The sequence below is a fragment of the Actinoplanes sp. CA-015351 genome (assembly GCF_050955685.1).
Lineage (GTDB): Bacteria > Actinomycetota > Actinomycetes > Mycobacteriales > Micromonosporaceae > Actinoplanes.
Genome location: NZ_CP192102.1, coordinates 5,844,105 through 5,860,302, shown reverse-complemented (window position 1 = coordinate 5,860,302; position 16,198 = coordinate 5,844,105). Strand labels below are relative to the sequence as shown.

Here is a 16,198-nt window from a genome sequence, read left to right as displayed (position 1 = left end):
TACGCCGTTCTGCGGTTGCCCGAGGTTACTGGCGGGTAATATCTCGCCATGAGCGGTCAGCGGAACTCGGTCGATCCAGCACGTCTCCAGGACGTGCTGGACGGCCGATGGGCGCACGTGCGCCAGGCAGTACGGGAGGGGCTCGGCCCCGAATTCGTCACCGTCGGAGGTGAGACGGGCGCCGAGGCACGTGCCCGGATCAGCGGCTTGATCCGGAAGATCCCCCTCGACGTGGGCGTGGTCGACGCTTTCCCGTCCGAGTACGGCGGCTCCGGCGACCAGGGCGGCTCGGTGGTGGCCGCCGAGATGCTCGCCCAGGTCGACCTCTCGCTCATGGTGAAAGCCGGCGTGCACTGGGGCCTGTTCGGCGGTGCGGTGGTCGCGCTCGGCACGAAGAAGCACCACGACGCGTACCTGCGCGACATCATGACGGTGGCGCTGCCGGGCTGCTTCGCGATGACCGAGACCGGTCACGGCTCGGACGTGCAGCAGCTGCGCACCACGTGCACCTACGACCCGGCGACCGGGACGTTCGATCTGCACACCCCGCATCAGGCCGCGCGCAAGGACTACATCGGCAACGCGGCCAAGGACGGGCGGATGGCGGTGGTCTTCGCTCAGCTGATCACCCAGGGCCGCCGGTACGGGGTGCACGCGTGGATGGTCCCGATCCGGGACGAGAGCGGCAACCCGATGCCCGGCGTGACGATCGGCGACGCCGGCGCGAAGGCCGGACTGCTCGGCGTCGACAACGGCCGGATCTCGTTCGACCACGTGACCGTGCCGCGCGACATGCTGCTGGACCGGTACGGCCAGGTCGCGGCGGACGGCGCGTACTCCAGCTCGATCGAGAACGACACCCGGCGCTTCTTCACGATGCTCGGCACCCTGGTCCGCGGCCGGGTCACGGTCGGCGGCGCGGCCTCAGCGGCGACCAAGAGCGCCCTGACGATCGCGGTCCGGTACGGCGACGCCCGCCGCCAGTTCACCAGGCCCGGTGACGAGCGCGAGGTGCTGCTCAACGACTACCTGGCCCACCAGCGCAAGCTGCTGCCGGCGCTGGCCACGTCGTACGCGTACACCTTCGCCCAGGAGGAGCTGGTCGCGACGCTGGCCGAGGTGCAGTCCGGCTCGGCCGCGGCTTCTGTCGACGAGCACCGCCAGCGCGAGCTGGAGTCCCGGGCCGCCGGTCTCAAGGCCATGCAGACCTGGCACGCCACCCGCACGATCCAGATGTGCCGGGAGGCGTGCGGCGGCGCCGGATACCTCGCCGAGAACCGGTTGCCCGGGCTGAAGGCCGACACCGACGTGTTCACCACGTTCGAGGGCGACAACACGGTGCTGCTGCAACTGGTCGCGAAGGGCCTGCTCACCGGCTATCGGGACGCGTTCGGCTCGCTCGACGGCTGGGGCCGCGCCACGTTCGTGGCCGAGCAGGTACGCGAGATGGTCCTGGAACGCACCGCCGCCCGCTCGGTTATCCAGCGCCTGGTCAGCGCGGTACCCGGCCGCGACGAGGACATCGCTGTCACCGACCGCGGCTGGCACCTGAAGATGTTCGAGTTCCGCGAGAAGCACCTGCTCGAAGGCGCGATCCGGCGCCTGCGCGGCGGCGCGGCCACCAAGAAGGACCGGCCGTTCGACATCTTCAACGACGTACAGGACCACGTGATCCAGACCGCGGTCGCGCACATCGACCGGATCACCCTGGAGGCGTTCGTCGCGGGCATCGAGCGGGCTTCCGACCCGGACGCGGCAGCGCTGCTGTCCCGGGTCTGCGACCTCTACGCCCTGACCGTCATCGAGGCTGACAAGGGCTGGTTCCTGGAACACGGCCACCTCACCCCGGCCCGCTCCAAGGCGGTGACCGGAGTGGTCAACGACCTGCTGCGCTCGTTGCGACCGTCGATGCGTACGTTGGTCGACGCGTTCGCCGTCCCGGACGCGTGGCTGAACGCGGCGATCCTCCGCGAGGAGCCGGACCGCCAGGACGTCATGGCGACCGAGGACGACGAGGTCCGCTCAGTCCTCGTCTAGCAGCCGGCCGGGGGGTGACGCGCTGTCACCACAATGGTGGAGAGTTCGGCTTTGTGGAACCTGGTGGTGGGCGGAGCACGCACCGGGCTCCAAGATCGGGCGGCGCCCGACGGCACTCTGCGTCGGGCGCACACTTTCGGTGACGGTTCGGTGAGAGGAAGTGCCGCCGGCCGATTGACCGGGCACAGGCCGGGCGCCCACGGCTCCGCCGTAGCCCCGATGCGTGTTGATTTGGGGTGCGATTCGAACCTGAAGTCAACACGCAGCAGCTGTTTCGTGGGGTGGGTGTCGGCATTGGGTGCGGATTGAACCCTAAATCAACACACTGAACCCGAAGTCAACACGCTGGGCCCTGATTGTGGACCCGTGGACCCGTGGACCCGTGGACCCGTGGACCCGTGGGCCTTGCTCGGGCGGGCGGAGGTCGCTGGAGACGGGCCGGCCGGGGGAGGGGGATCCGCCGGCCGGCCCGTCTGGATCAGCGGGATGGGTCAGCGGGCTACGAAGGTGCCTCGGGGGGAACCGGTGACCTCGCCGTTCTGGTACGCGATCTGGCCGCGCAGCACCGTGGCCACCGGCCAGCCTCGGACCTTGTGGCCCTCGAAGGGGCAGTGGTCCTGTCCGGAGAGCAGCAGCTCGGCCGTCACCTCCTGCTCCAGGTCCGGGTCGACGATCGCCAGGTCGGCGTCGTAGCCGGGCAGCAGGTTGCCCTTGCGGCCGTCCAGGCCGTACGCCCGCGCCGGGTTGGCGGACACCAGCTCGGCCACCCGGGCGGGGGAGAGGCCACGCTTGTGCATGCCCTCGCTGAGCAGGATCGGGTACAGCAGGGCGGTGCCGCCGAAGCCGGGCAGGGCCGGCCACAGCTCGTCGCCCTTCTCCTGCTCCAGGCAGCAGGCGTGGTCGGAGGCGACCCAGCCGACCGTGCCGTCGACGACGCCGGCCCAGAGAGCGTCGTTGTCGCTCTTGCTGCGGATCGGCGGGTTGACCTTGCCGCCCAAACCGCCCTGTGCGTCCAGCTCTTCGTGGGTGAGGCACAGGTGGTGCAGCGTCACCTCGAAGCGCATGTCGACGCCGGGCATCGCGATCCGCGCCTCGCGGGCGGCGGCCAGGGCCTCACCGGAGGAGAGGTGGAGCAGGTTGATCGCGCAGTCGGTGGCCTTGGCAAGCGTGGTGGCTTCGCCGATGGCGACACGCTCGGTCAGTGGCGGCCGGGCATCGGAGTACGCCTTCAGCGTCTGCGGGTCGCCGTTTCCGCGTACCCGGTCGATGAAGAGCCGCATCAATTCGGCCTGTTCGCAGTGCAGGGAGAGGGAGACACGACGGTCCGTAGCGGCGTTAGCCGCGGCCACTGACTCCATGAGCTGGTAGAGGTGCCCGAGGTCGTACTCGTCGCTCATGGTGAACGCCTTGGCGTCCCGCGAGTCGGCCGAGAGGTTGAAGCCCTTGTAGAACATGTAGTACTTGAAGGAGCTGACGCCGCTGTTCTCGACGAGGTCGGGGACCTCGCGGACCTGGGCGGTGTCCATCGGCGCGAGGTGGAAACCGTAATCGGTCCACGCGTGGCCGGCGACGGCGTCCAGCACCTCCGGGAAGATCTCGCCGTAGGGGCCGGTCTTGTTCAGGTAGTGCTGGCCGGTGCGGAAGTAGGACAGCACCGTGGTGGCCCCGCCGACCAGCGACGAGCGAGTCTCCTCGGCGGCGTCGGTCGCGAGAGGGCGATAAATGCCCAGGTGGAAGTGGGCGTCGACAGCTCCGGGGAAGACGAGCTTGCCGGTGGCGTCCAGCACCGTCTCGGCTTCGTCCTCAGAGATCTCGGAGGCGATCGCGGCGACCTTGCCGTCCTTGGTGGCGAGGTCCGCCCGGATCGTTCCCAGGTAGGGCACGACGAGAGTGCCTCCGCGTACCAGTAGTTCGTAACGGCTCATCCCGCAAACCTCCTACACGTGTTTCGCACACAGTAACGGGGTTTCCCTTAACGGAACAGAGCGGTTAGGGTGAGTCATGAGCCCTCTTGCGGGCGTACGGGTCGTCGACGCGTCGACCCTGTTCGCCGGACCCCTGGCCGCGACGATTCTCGGCGACTACGGCGCCGACGTTCTCAAGATCGAGCATCCGGCGAAGGGTGATCCGGCGCGGGGCCACGGTCCGTCGAAGGACGGGGTGCCGCTGTGGTGGACGATGCTGGGCCGCAACAAGCGCACGCTGACGCTGAACCTGGGCAGTGAAAAAGGCGCTTCACTAGCAAAAAATCTCATCAAAGACGCAGATGTCCTGGTGGAGAACTTCCGCCCCGGCACCCTGGAACGCTGGGGACTCGGCCCGGAAACACTCCAGGAGATCAACCCGAAACTGATCATCGCCCGGGTGACCACATACGGCCAGTTCGGACCATATTCCCACCGGCCCGGCTTCGGGACATTGGCCGAGGCCATGAGCGGCTTCGCGGCGATCACCGGCGAACCCGGCGGCCCGCCGACGCTCCCGCCGTTCGGCCTCGCCGACGGCATCGCCGCGCTCACCTGCGCCCAGGCGATCATGACAGCGCTGTACCACCGGGACGTCCACCACGAACCCGGCCAGGTCATCGACCTCGCCATCGTCGAGCCGATGCTCACCGTCCTCGGCATGCAGGCGATGGTCTACGACCAGCTGGGCACGGTGCAACGCCGGACCGGTAACCGATCGGTCAACAACGCTCCCCGCAACACCTATCGCACCAGCGACGACCGCTGGGTCGCCGTCTCGACGAGCGCCCAGCCCATCGCCGAGCGGGTCATGCACCTGGTCGGGCGCCCTGAGCTGATCGACGAGCCGTGGTTCGCCACCGGTGTCGGCCGGGCCGCGCACGCCGACGTGCTGGACGAGGCGCTGAGCACCTGGATCGGCTCGCGCCCGCTGACAGAGGTCCAGGACTCCTTCGAGAAGGCGCAGGCGGCGATCGCCCCGGTCTACGACATCGCGGACGTCTTCGCCGACCCCCAGTTCCAGGCGCGTGACTCGGTGACGACCGCGCAGGATCCCACGCTCGGGCCGGTGCGGATGCCCGGCCCGCTGTACCGCATGTCGCGCACACCCGGACAGATCCGCTGGACCGGCCGGCCGCGCGGCGCGGACACCGATGATGTGCTCGCGGACCTCGGCTACGACGAGGAGCAGCGGGCGGCGCTGAGGGCCGAAGGGGTCATCTGAGATGAAGGTGTTCGATCTCGCCCAGCCGATGCGGCGGGGCATTCCACAGTCACCGAACCATCCGGCGTACCACCACTCGCTCGTGCGCCGGCACGGTGACATGGTCCGGGCCGGCGGTGGCTCGGCCGCCAACGACGTCCTGGTCATGGGCACGCACGTCGGCACGCACGTCGACGCGCTCGCGCACGTCTCCCAGGACGGGCTCCTGCACGGCGGTGTCGTCGCGGCCGAGGTGCAGTCCGACGCCGGTTTCGCCCGGCTCGGCATCGACGAGTTCGCGCCGTACGTGGGCCGGGGCGTCTTCCTCGACGTGGCGCGCGTGCACGGCGCCGAGGTGCTTCCCGCGGGTTACGAGGTGACGGTCGCGGATCTCGAGGCCGCCTGCGGCGACCTTTCGATAAACCCCGGAGACGCGGTCCTGATCGGCACCGGCTGGTCGAGGCGCTTCAGCGAGGGCGCGTCCTTCCTGGGTACGCGGACCGGCGTGCCCGGTCCGGGAGAAGCCGCCGCGCGATGGCTGGTGGAGCGGGAGGTCGCCGTCACGGGGGCGGAGACGATCGCGTACGAGCACATCGCACCCGGCGCCGGGCATGCCAGCCTGCCGGTGCACCGGATCCTGCTCGTCGACGCCGGCATCAACATCGTGGAGACGATGCTGCTCAGCGAACTGGCCGACGCCGGCGTCACCGAGTTCCAGTTCATCCTCGCGCCGCTGAGACTGGTCGGGGCGACGGGCAGCCCGGTGCGTCCGCTGGCGGTGATTCCGTGACGCTGGCGCAGGACCTGGGTGAGTTCGCGGCGAAGATCGATCCGCCGGCCCGGGTACGCGACGACGTGCCCACCCGGATCCTCGACGTGCTCGGCAACGCGCTGGCCGGGTACGCCGAGAAAGACGCTGACGCGGGGCCGGCGGCGATCCGGGCGATGCGCCGCTGGGGTGGCGTGCCCGAATCCAGCGTCCTCGGTTACGGCGACCGGCTGCCGGCGCCGAACGCCGCGTTCGTGAACGGCACGCTCGCGCACTCACTCGACTACGACGACACCCACCTGCCGTCGGTGCTGCACCCGAGCGCCTCGGTGGTGCCGGCCGCGCTCGCCGCTGCGGAGGCCGGCGCGCCTGGTGACCTGATCGCCGCGATCGCCGCCGGCATCGAGGTGACCAACCGGCTCGGGATGGCCGGCTGCGACCCGGAGACCGGCGCGAACCTCTACTTCGAGCGCGGGCAGCACGCCACCTCGATCTGCGGCACGATCGGCGCCGCGGTGGCGGTGGCCCGGCTCTACGAACTGGACGCCGGCCGCATCGCGGACGCCATCGGGATCGCTGTGTCGATGGGCGCCGGCGTCCTGGAGGCGAACCGCACCGGCGGCAGCGTGAAACGGACGCACTGCGGCTGGGCCGCGCACGGCGGGGTGGTGGCCGCGACCCTCGCTGCCGAAGGGCTGACCGGCCCGCCGACCGTCCTGGAAGGCCGGTTCGGGTTCTTCACCGCACACACCGGCCGGTTCGATGCGGCCGCCGTCACCAACGGGCTCGGTGAGCGCTGGGAGCTGCTGCGGACGGTTTTCAAGCCGTACCCGTCGAACCATTTCACCCATGCCGGGATCGACTGTGCCCTGGCGCTGATCGCGGCCGGCCTGGATCCGGACGACGTGGCCGAGATCGAACTCGGAGTGGCCGAGCCGGTTCTGCGTACCATCGCCGAGCCGGCGGCCGAGAAGGCGCGACCACGCACCGGGTACCACGCGAAGTTCTCCGGTCCGTACACGCTCGCGATCGCGCTGACCGGCGGCACCGGGCTCGGTGTCGGCCTGGACGATTTCGCCGGCCTGGACGCGCGCCGGCTCGAGCTGGCCGCCAAGGTGCGTGTCGTCGCCGACCCGGCCGCGACCGCCGCTTTCCCCCGTGCCTTCGCCGGTGTGCTGCGCGTCTGCACCACGGCGGGAGTCCTTCTCGAACACCGTGTGGACAGTTCCCGTGGCGGTCCCGGGCATCCGCTGAGCCCGGCCGAGGTGGTGGCGAAATTCACCGGGAACGCCACGCGTGCCATCTCTGCCGGCGCCGCGGGCGCGCTGTCCGACGCGGTGTGGGCGCTGGGGTCGGGTGGCCCGGTTTCCGCGCTGTTTCCAACTCGGGAAACAGTGTTCCGGGATGCGAAATAAGGCTGCTCGGTGGGTTGACACACCTGTTGCGGACCGCGTTTATTGATCCCACACAAAAGGAAAACGCCGTTTCCCAATGGGAAACAGCAGGGGGACCGGATGTGTACCGCGCGCAAGATCGCCAAGGCCGGCAACGGCGGAGGCGTACCCATCTGAGAGAGGGGACGCGGCACCAACCATGAAACACATCGTACGAAGGGCCCTGGCTGTGGCGGCCGGAGCGGCGCTGGCTCTGACCGGCGTCGTAGCCGTCCAAACGCCGGCTGCCGCATACGGGCCTACCGCCAACTCCCTCGGGTGCCGGATCTACTTCAGTGACGCCGGTACCGGAACCTCACCCACCACGTGGGCCGACACCTACACGCTGACCACGAATCCGGCCTCGCCGAAGCCGGGTCAGTCGGTGACCGTGTCGTTCACCGCGGCGACAGGTTCCACAAACGGCCCGGTCGCGCTCACCGCGGGTTCGGTGCCAGTGAGCATCTCGGTCGGCATTTCCGGTGCCCAGACCGGGACGGTCACGCTCAACCAGTCCAACTACCCGACCGGCGCCGTCGCGGCGTACACCCCGCTCGGCGGTTTCACCGCCACCGGCTCGTTCGTGGCCGGCGCGCAGGGTGCCGTCTCGCTCACCGTCAAGCAGGTCAAGTTCGCCAACACCACGGCGTCCACGTACTGCTCGGGTGAGGGCGACCGGGACCACAAGGCGGCTCCGGCCACCTCCACGATCGTGCAGAACGTCACCGTCTTCGACGGCGGCGCGACGATCACTTCGATCACCGGCCAGACCGCCGTCACGGCGGCCCGGGCCACCAACACGATCAACTTCTCGGTCACCGGGCTCGAACCCAGCGCCACCCTCACGGCGTCGCTGAAGGACAGCTCCGGTGGCGGTACCGGCGAAGGTAGCGGCACAGGCTCCACCGATGCCAACGGTGCGGGCACCGGATCGATCGTGGTGCCGGCAGGCCCCACGACCGGCACCCGGACCCTCGCCATCTCCGACGGCACCAACACCATCCTGGTATCCATCACGATCCTCGGCACGCCGACGGTCACGATCACGCCCTCGGGCGGCGGCGCCGGTACGGCGATCTCCGTCAAGGGCACCGACTGGAACCCGGGCAGTGCGGTCATCATCGGCGGCTACCAGGCGCTCACCGGCGCCCCGCCGCCGCCGGCCACCACCGACGCGACGGTCACCGCGACCGCCACGGCGACCGGTGGGATCAGCTCGTCGTTCACTGTCAACGACACCGCCACCGCGTACATCGGTGCGGTGTCCGGCCGCCTCTTCGCCCTGGCACCGTGGACGGCGTCCGCGGACGCCTGCACGGCGAAAGAGGGCAACGCGACGACCGGCGACTGTGACCTCAAGTACGAGCTCTCCGAGACCGTCACCGGTGGGTCACTGTCGATGTCCCGGGGCACCGGCTCGAGCACGATCATCTTCACGGGTGTGACGCTCAACGGCGAGGCCCAGGTCGCGACCGGTTCGCTCCAGGCGATCAACGTGACCGACAACCGGGGCAGCACCCTCGGCTGGGAACTCTCCGCGGAGGTCACCGATTTCACCGGTGTCCCCGGCGGCACCATCCCGGCCAGCGCGCTCACCTGGACGCCGTCGTGCACCGACCACACCGGGGCAACCAACGCGAGCGTGGCGGTCGCGGGATCGTCCGCGGTCGCGGTGAACGAGGCGACCCTGTGCTCCGGACCGGCCAGCACGGCCGGAACGGTCACCGGCGGCTCGTTCGACGCCAAGGCCGATCTGTCCCTCACGGTGCCGGCGATCCAGCTTGCCGGCACGTACACGGCGACGCTCACTCTCACTCTGAGCTGACCCTTTGCGGGTGAGAGGCGGCCGCCACCGCCTCTCACCCGCACCCTTACGGAGGGAAGCACCATGCGCAAGATCGCGGCCGTCCTGGTGATAGCAGCGATGGTCCTGCTCACCCCGGCGCCTGCCGCCGCCACCGGCAACGGGGAATGGGCGGTCACGCCGACCCCGGCCAAGAACCCCGGCCCCACGCCGCGGCTGTACTTCTTCCTCGACGCGTCCGCCGGCGAGCGGGTCAAGGAATCCGTCCGGGTCACCAACCTGACCGCCAAGCCGCGGTCGTTCGTGATCTACGGCGCCGACGCGTACAACACCGTCCGCAACGGCGGATTCGCCATCCGGACACGCACCGACCAGCAGACGGACCTCGGCTCCTGGGTGAAATCCCAGGTCACAGCCGTCGAGGTGCCGGCGCGGACGAGTGCGGACATCCCCTTCACCATCGACGTGCCGGCCAACGCCACACCCGGTGACCACGTCGGCGGCATCGTCGCCATGGAGGCCTCGGCCAGCACCACGGCACAGGCCGACGGTGCCACCGTGAACATCCAGCGCGCCGTCGCGGCCCGGGTCTACCTGCGCGTCGCCGGTGCCGTGGTGCCTGGTCTGGGCGTACCCGAGCTGGACCTGAACGTCGGCCCGCTGCTGCTGCCCACGCTCACCGGCGGCGACCTGGAGTACACCGTCGCCAACGTCGGCAACGTGCACCTGGTCCCGGCGGCCACCGTGAAGGTGACCGGCTTGTTCGGCCACAAGATCAAGGTGGCCGGCGCGACACCGGCCAGCGACATGATCCCTGGCGCGAAGGGCACCTTCGCCATGACCGCGAGCGGCATCTGGCCGCTCGACGTGGTCACCACCTCGGTGGCGGTACGCGCCGACGGCGACGTCTTCGCCCAGCGCTCGGAACGTACCCTCGTCATCTCCTGGACCGCCGTGGCGCTGCTGGCCCTGCTGATCACCGCCGTCGTGCTGCTGATCCGGCGCCGCACCCGCTCCCGTGAGCTCCGCCCGCGCGGCCTGGTGGCCGCACGATGACTCCAGGTCGCCCGATGAGGAAGCTCCTGCTGTCCGCCGCCGCGCTCACTCTCACCCTGGCACCGGTGACCGCCGCACACGCCAGTGGCCTGGTCGCCACCCTGTCGGCGAACGTGGCGAAACCCGGCGAGACCGTCCGGGTCAGCGGCGAGGGCTGGACACCCGGCAAACTGCTCCAGTTCGTCACCTGCGGCGAAGGCGGCCTGACCGGCTCCGCGGCCTGCGACACCCGGGCCGGCCTGGCCACCCCGGTACGCGCGGACGGCAAGTTCGTCGTCGACCTGCAGATCGGCACACCACCCAAGGACTGCCCGTGCGTCGTGCACATCGCCGAGGTGCAGGGCACCACCGACCCGGTCAACCTACCGATCAGCATCACCGGCCTGGCCGTCGGGACCATCCCGAGGGCAGCCACCGCCGTCCGTGAGCTGGCCGTCCAGGAGGTGCGGCTCACCGGGGGCACCTCGGCGGCCTGGTTCGGCGCCCGCGACCGGCTCCAGCTCACCTACACCGTGCGTAACCCGACCGCGGTCGCCCTGACCAGCGCGACCGTCCAGGTCCGGCTCGGCGGGGGAGGCGACGACAACATCTTCCATCAGGAGGTCGTCGAGAACCTGGCACCCGGTCAGAGCCGCACCTTCACCGTCCCCGTCGAGCTGCCCCTGGCCGCCTTCGGCGCGTACGTGGTCAGCGCCGACGTCAGTGGTCTCGCCCCGGTGCGGGTGTCGCACAACGCGTACCCATGGGGTCTGATTTTGATCAATGCCGTTGGCATCTCCCTGATCGTCTGGGGACTCCTGCGACGGTACGGGCGGCGGCGGGCGCTGCGCGACCTCAACCCGGCCGACGCCATGCTGCCGGCCGTGGTGCGCCTCGGCAGCCTCGGCGCCTACCTGGTCTTCGACGACGCGCCCGGCTCCCGGCGGCTGCGGCGGCACGCCGGCGCGCAACTCAGCCTCGACAACCTGCGCACCCTGATCGGTCAGGGCAATGGTCCCGGCGCCGGCGACTCGGTGCTCGACCTGGACGCCCTCGGCCACGTGCTGGCCCGGCGGTACCCGCGCTCCATTTCCCTCATGGAGGAAGCCACATGACACGCCGGAGGCCTGACGGGCCGCTGCTCTTCCGTCTCGGCGCGGTTCTGCTCGTCGCGATCGTGGCCTACACCGGCTGCGGCGCCCTGATGCCCGGTGGCTCGTCCCTGCAGGTCTCGGCCGCGGGAGCCGGGCCGGGTGTCACCGGGGACAGCGTCAAGGTCGTCTTCATCGGCACCGACCTCACCAAGACAGCGTCGCTCACCGGGTTCACCAACGCCGACGTCGGCAAGCCCAAGGAGCAGGTCGAGGCGCTCGCCGCCTACATCAACGCCAACGGCGGCATCGCCGGGCGCAAGCTCGACGCGGTCTACCGCGAGTACGAGGCGAGCAACGACTCGCCGGCCGCCGAGACCACGCTGTGCAGCCAGATCACCCAGGATGATCAGGCGTTCGCGGTGGTGCTGACCGGGCAGCTGCAGTCGAACGCGCGGCCCTGTTACGCCCAGCGGCAGACCCTGATGCTCGACGCGACGCTGATCGCGAATGCCAAATCGACTTTTTCTGCTTTGTCCCCTTACTTATGGACGGCGACCTTCCCGGAGTATGACGCGTTTGCTTCGTCCTTCCTGGCAGTGCTCTCCCGCGAGAAGTTTTTCGACGGGCGGGACAAGACCGGCCTTGTCGCAGCTGACACTCCGGCTAACAAATCGGTTTATGACGAGATTGTCGTTCCATTCATGGAAAAAGCAGGAATTGAACCCACCGTTTCCTGGATCGACACGACGTCCCTCGGCACCCTGAACTCCGGGCTCTCCCAGGCCGCCGTGAACTTCCGGGGCAAGAAGATCGACCGGGTCTTCTTTCTCGGCGGCGCCCGCATTGCCCCGTTCTTCATGACCTCGGCCGCGGCGATCAGCTACACCGCCAAGTACGGCATCTCCACCTTCGACAGCCCCAGCTTCATGGTGTCCAACCCGGGAACCATCCCGCCGGCGGCGCTCAAGGGGATGGTCGGCGTCGGGTTCGCGCCCGGGTACGACGTGCCGGACAGCGAGATGGCGTTCCCCGCGAGCGACGCCGAGAAGAACTGCCAGAAGATCTACTCGGACGCCGGGATCACCTTCAGCAAGCGGGAGAACACCCGGGTCGCGTTCACCTACTGCGACGCGGCGCTGATGCTGCAGGCCGGCGCGAAGGACCTCGGCGCCGATCTGAACGCGGCCGCGTGGGGTGCGGCGGCACAGAACATGACCTTCAGTACGGCGGCCGGGCTCGGCGACTTCGGCGGCGGGAACGCGGCCGGGACGGCGTACCGGGTCCTGAAGTTCGCCGACGACTGCGCCTGCTTCACCTACTCCGGGCCGGTGACCAGCCTTGGACAGTGACATCGTTCTCGACGTCGCCGGGCTCAACGGCGGCTACGGAGACATTCAGATCCTCTTCGACATCGACCTGGCCGTGCGTCGTGGTGAGACGGTGGCGCTCTGCGGTCCCAACGGCGTCGGCAAGTCCACCCTGGTCCGGATGCTGTGCGGGCTGAACCGCCCCTCCTCGGGCACTGTCACCCTGCTCGGGCGGGATGTGACAGCGGTGTCCGGCGCCAAGCGGGTCAAACTCGGCATGTCCACCGTCATCGGGCAGCAGGCTTTCGGATCGCTGACCGTGCGGGACAACCTGCGGCTGCACGCGTACCCGAACGGCAAGGACGACGACAAGACCGGCACCGTCGTCGACGGCGCCCTCGCTGTCTTCCCGCGGCTGGCCGCCCGCGCCGACCAGCCGGCCGCGAACCTCTCCGGCGGCGAACGGCAGATGCTGGTCCTCGCCAAGACCCTGATCCAGCGGCCCAGCCTGCTGCTGATCGACGAGTTCTCCCTCGGGCTCGCCCCGGTCGTCGTCGGCGGTCTGCTCGAACTGGTCCGCAGGCTCGCCGCGGCCGGCGTCGCCACCCTGGTCATCGAGCAGTCGGTGAACGTCGCCATGTCGATCGCCGACCGGCTGCTCTTCATGGAGCACGGCACGATCATCGCCGAGCACACCCCGGCCGAACTGCGCGCCACCCCCGACCTCGCCCGCCGCCTGGTGCTGGGAGGACACGCCGAATGACCTGGCTCGGGTACGACTTCGGGTTCGACCGGCTCGCCGTCGGCATGTTCACCGGCCTGACCTACGGGCTGCTCGCCATCGGCATCGTGCTGGTCTACCGGTCCAGCAAGTTCGTCAACTTCGCGCACGGCGCGGTCGGTGTCTTCGGCGCGGCCGTCCTCGCCAAGCTGACCGACGGCATCACGTTCTGGATGGCCTTCCCGATCGCCATCCTGGTCGCCGGTGCGCTCGGCGCCGGCATCGAGATGTCCGTGGTCCGCCGGCTGCACGGCCGGCCCCGGGTGATCGGCATGATCGCCACCCTCGGCCTGTCCCAGTTCATCCTGGTCCTGGCCCTGCTGGTGGACCGGGACAGCTTCTCCGGCGCCACCTATCCGAAACCGCCCGGCCTGCCCGCCTTCAGCATCGGCACCACGGCCGTCGGCTCGTCGCTCACCGCGATGCTGGTGCTCACCCCGGTGCTGCTGGCCGCGCTCGCGTTCTTCCTGCGCCGCACCAAGTACGGCATCGCGATCCGCGCCGCCGCCGACCATCCGGACGCCGCCACCGTCAACGGAGTGCCGGCGCCGATGATGACCAGCCTGGCCTGGGCCGTCGCCGGTGGTGTCGCCGCGTTCTCGGCGATCCTGCTGACACCCACCCAGGGCGTCCAGTCGATCGAGTCGCTTGGCCCGCAACTGCTGCTGCGCGGCCTGGCCGGCGCTGTCATCGCCCGGATGGCGTCACTGCCGATAGCGTTCATCGCCTCGATCGGCGTCGGCGTCCTCGAACAGGTGCTGCTCTCCAAGGAGACCAGCGGGTTCGTCGACGTGGTGCTCGGCCTGGCGATCCTCGTCGCGCTGCTGCGGCAACGCTCCGGCGGCCGCAACAGCGAGCACGCCGCATGGCCGCGCTGGGACGCGTCCTCGCCTCCTGGAGCGCGCATCGGGCTGGTGCTGCTCGGCGTTGCCGGGGTCGGCCTGGCGTACGTGGTCAGTAACTCGACCGCCTCGGTACTCACCATGATCTGCGGATACGCCCTGGTCGGCCTCTCGGTGATCCTGGTGACCGGCATCGCCGGTGAACTCTCGCTCGGCCAGTTCGCGTTCGCCGGCATCGGCGCCGCCGCCGCGATCCAGGCCGCACAGGCCAGCGGCAACATGCTCGTCGGGGTGGCCGCCGGCTGCGCGGCCGGTGCTCTCGCGTCGACCCTGGTCGGCATCCCGGCGCTGCGGCTGCGCGGTGTGGCGCTCGGCGTCACCACCCTGGCGTTCGCTCTCGCCACCAGCGGATGGCTGCTACGGCAGAGCTTCCTGCTCGGCGATGGGCTGACCACCCCGTACCCGGTCTGGCGCGACTACGTCGTCAGCGTCTCCACCGACTACTACCTGTTCGCGCTCCTGCTGCTCGCCCTCGGGTGGATGGTCACCGCGCGGCTGCGCCGCGGCGGTTTCGGCCGTCTCCTGCTCGCTCTGCGCGACAACGAGGAGGCCGGGCGAGCACTCACTGTCGCGGCCCCGGTTCGCAAACTTCAGGTGTACGCGGTCGCGGGCGCCCTGGCCGGCCTCGGCGGCGTGGTGATCGGGTTCGGTCAGTCCCAGCTGTCGATAAACAGTTTCCCGGCCTCCGCGAGCATCGACGTGGTCGCCATCGCGGTGGTGGGCGGGTTGTCGCGGACCGGTGGGGCGCTGCTCGGCTCCCTCGTGATCGTCGGGCTGCCGGCGCTGCTGCCGCTCGGGATCGCTGGGCAGGCGGTGCTCACGCTGGGCTGGCTGCTCGTCGTGATCTTCCTGCCCGAAGGCCTCGGCGGCCTGCTGGCGGACTTGCTCTCCCGGGTGCGCGCGTGGCGGCCGACGCAGGCACCGGCGCGCACCTCGGCCGTCACCCCCCACCCCTCGCCCGACAAATCTGATTTGTCGGGCAGGGCGACTGGGAGGCCCGGGCAGTGGCGGGTTCACCACCTGCCGGCCGCGCGGCTGGCGCCCGCCACCGGGGACGGGCCGCTGCTCGAGGTGGCCGGGATCCGGCGGGCGTTCGGTGGCGTGCGGGCCGTGCAGGACGCCACGTTCACGATCACCGAGGGCGAGATCGTCGGCATCATCGGGCCGAACGGCGCCGGCAAGACCACGCTCTTCGAGATCCTTGCCGGATTCACCGGCTCCGACGGCGGAACGGTCCGCTATCAGGGACGCACCATCACCGGCTGGACGCCGGAGCGGCGGGCACGGGCCGGGCTGGTGCGATCGTTCCAGGATGCCCGGCTCTTCCCGGCGATGACCGTGCGTGAGGCCGTGATGGTCGCCGCCGAGTCCGCGATCCCGTCGAGTCTGGTGATCGACATCCTCGGCGACGAACGCCCGGAGATCGCGAAAGCGCAGCGGGCGTTGACGGCGCTGCATGCGATGGGCCTGGAAGACCTCGCCGGCAGGGCGGTCGGCGAGCTCTCCACCGGCACCCGCCGGATCGTCGAACTCTGCTGCCTGCTCACCCTCGAACCGCGCCTGCTGCTGCTCGACGAACCGTCGTCCGGGCTCACCCAGTCCGACGGCGTCGCCCTCGGCGAGCTGATGCTGCGGGTACGCGACGAGCTCGGCACCACCGTGCTGGTCATCGAACACGACCTGCCGCTGCTGTCCCGGGTGGCCGACCGGCTGATCGCGATGGACGCCGGAACCGTCATCGCGGCCGGTCCGCCCGACGAGGTGCGCTCGCATCCCGCGGTCGTCCTGTCCTATCTCGGCACCGACGAGGCTGCCGTCGCCCGGTCCGGAGAGCCGGCCGGCTGATATCCCTGATGGAGGAGTATCGA

General features: G+C 69.9%; 11 protein-coding genes. 10 read left to right on the top strand and 1 reads right to left on the bottom strand.

Annotated features, from left to right (window positions below; translation table 11 throughout):
• The first annotated feature begins 48 nt into the window (after nt 1–48).
• On the top strand, nt 49–2,037 hold the full coding sequence (locus tag ACQP2E_RS26695) for an acyl-CoA dehydrogenase family protein (RefSeq protein WP_433825691.1): 1,989 nt from the start codon (nt 49–51) through the stop codon (nt 2,035–2,037).
• Between the two features lie 491 nt (nt 2,038–2,528).
• On the opposite strand, the gene ACQP2E_RS26690 is transcribed toward ACQP2E_RS26695, so the two are convergent.
• Entirely contained in the window at nt 2,529–3,962 is a 1,434-nt protein-coding gene (locus ACQP2E_RS26690) for a dihydroorotase (protein WP_433825690.1), read from the bottom strand.
• A 76-nt stretch (nt 3,963–4,038) separates the two neighbouring features.
• Between ACQP2E_RS26690 and ACQP2E_RS26685 the strand changes: the two genes are divergently transcribed.
• From ACQP2E_RS26685 to ACQP2E_RS26645, 9 genes are all read left to right on the top strand, one after another.
• Entirely contained in the window at nt 4,039–5,226 is a 1,188-nt protein-coding gene (locus tag ACQP2E_RS26685; protein WP_433825689.1) for a CaiB/BaiF CoA transferase family protein, read from the top strand.
• Between the two features lies 1 nt (nt 5,227).
• On the top strand, nt 5,228–5,995 hold the full coding sequence (locus tag ACQP2E_RS26680; protein ID WP_433825688.1) for a cyclase family protein: 768 nt from the start codon (nt 5,228–5,230) through the stop codon (nt 5,993–5,995).
• A complete protein-coding gene (locus tag ACQP2E_RS26675) occupies nt 5,992–7,389 on the top strand; it encodes an MmgE/PrpD family protein (RefSeq protein ID WP_433825687.1) in 1,398 nt (465 codons plus the stop codon). Before ACQP2E_RS26680 ends, ACQP2E_RS26675 begins: the two co-directional genes overlap by 4 nt.
• A 178-nt stretch (nt 7,390–7,567) precedes the next feature.
• A complete protein-coding gene (locus ACQP2E_RS26670) occupies nt 7,568–9,232 on the top strand; it encodes a WxL domain-containing protein (RefSeq protein WP_433825686.1) in 1,665 nt (554 codons plus the stop codon).
• Between the two features lie 63 nt (nt 9,233–9,295).
• Nucleotides 9,296–10,267, top strand: a complete 972-nt coding sequence (locus ACQP2E_RS26665; RefSeq protein WP_433825685.1) for a WxL protein peptidoglycan domain-containing protein — start codon at nt 9,296–9,298, stop codon at nt 10,265–10,267.
• 14 nt (nt 10,268–10,281) lie between these two features.
• Complete coding sequence (locus ACQP2E_RS26660) at nt 10,282–11,361, top strand: hypothetical protein (protein WP_433825684.1); 1,080 nt, start codon at nt 10,282–10,284, stop codon at nt 11,359–11,361.
• Nucleotides 11,358–12,689, top strand: coding sequence for an ABC transporter substrate-binding protein (locus ACQP2E_RS26655; protein ID WP_433825683.1), 1,332 nt, complete (start codon nt 11,358–11,360; stop codon nt 12,687–12,689). The genes ACQP2E_RS26660 and ACQP2E_RS26655 overlap by 4 nt, the downstream gene beginning before the upstream one ends.
• Nucleotides 12,679–13,410 carry an ABC transporter ATP-binding protein gene (locus ACQP2E_RS26650; RefSeq protein WP_433825682.1) on the top strand — a complete coding sequence of 244 codons (732 nt, stop codon included), beginning with the start codon at nt 12,679–12,681 and terminating at the stop codon, nt 13,408–13,410. Before ACQP2E_RS26655 ends, ACQP2E_RS26650 begins: the two co-directional genes overlap by 11 nt.
• Nucleotides 13,407–16,175 (top strand): ABC transporter permease subunit, encoded by a 2,769-nt coding sequence (locus ACQP2E_RS26645; protein ID WP_433825681.1) that lies wholly within the window; start codon nt 13,407–13,409, stop codon nt 16,173–16,175. The genes ACQP2E_RS26650 and ACQP2E_RS26645 overlap by 4 nt, the downstream gene beginning before the upstream one ends.
• Nucleotides 16,176–16,198 lie beyond the last annotated feature (23 nt).